General features: G+C 60.1%; 1 protein-coding gene. It reads right to left on the bottom strand.

The window, feature by feature from the left end; genetic code table 11:
• On the bottom strand, positions 1-261 hold a 261-nt coding region (locus JYJ84_RS37505), incomplete at its 3' end, for a contractile injection system protein, VgrG/Pvc8 family (protein WP_275890783.1).
• Between the last annotated feature and the right edge of the window lie 72 nt (positions 262-333).

The raw sequence follows: 333 nt of genomic DNA, 5'->3' as shown, positions 1-333 counted from the left end.
AGTGCGTCGAAAGCCAGTGTCGCCCTGAACGAACGACGAGACCGCGCCGTGCACATACCGCACGGGCTGGCCGCTCTGCCAGATGGTCAGCAGGCCATTACGATCGAGTATCTGACCAAAGTCGATGGCCGGATTGGCACTGGCCAGTTCGACCGCCAGGCGGAAGGTTTCGGACAATCCCTCATGCAGCGCGAACTCGACGACCTCAAATGACTCGTCGCCGGCAGTGAAGGTAAAACGCAGATCGGATGACGTCACCATAAGTATTCCTTAACGGCCCATGATCGGGCCGTCGATCTACACATGCCCCGAGCGACCGACGCACGCACCAGC

Origin of the sequence: Burkholderia sp. LMG 13014 (assembly GCF_905232215.1) — a bacterium.
Classification (GTDB): Bacteria; Pseudomonadota; Gammaproteobacteria; order Burkholderiales; family Burkholderiaceae; genus Burkholderia.
Note: the sequence above shows the minus strand (reverse complement) of the source record. Positions and strands in the feature narration are given on the sequence as shown.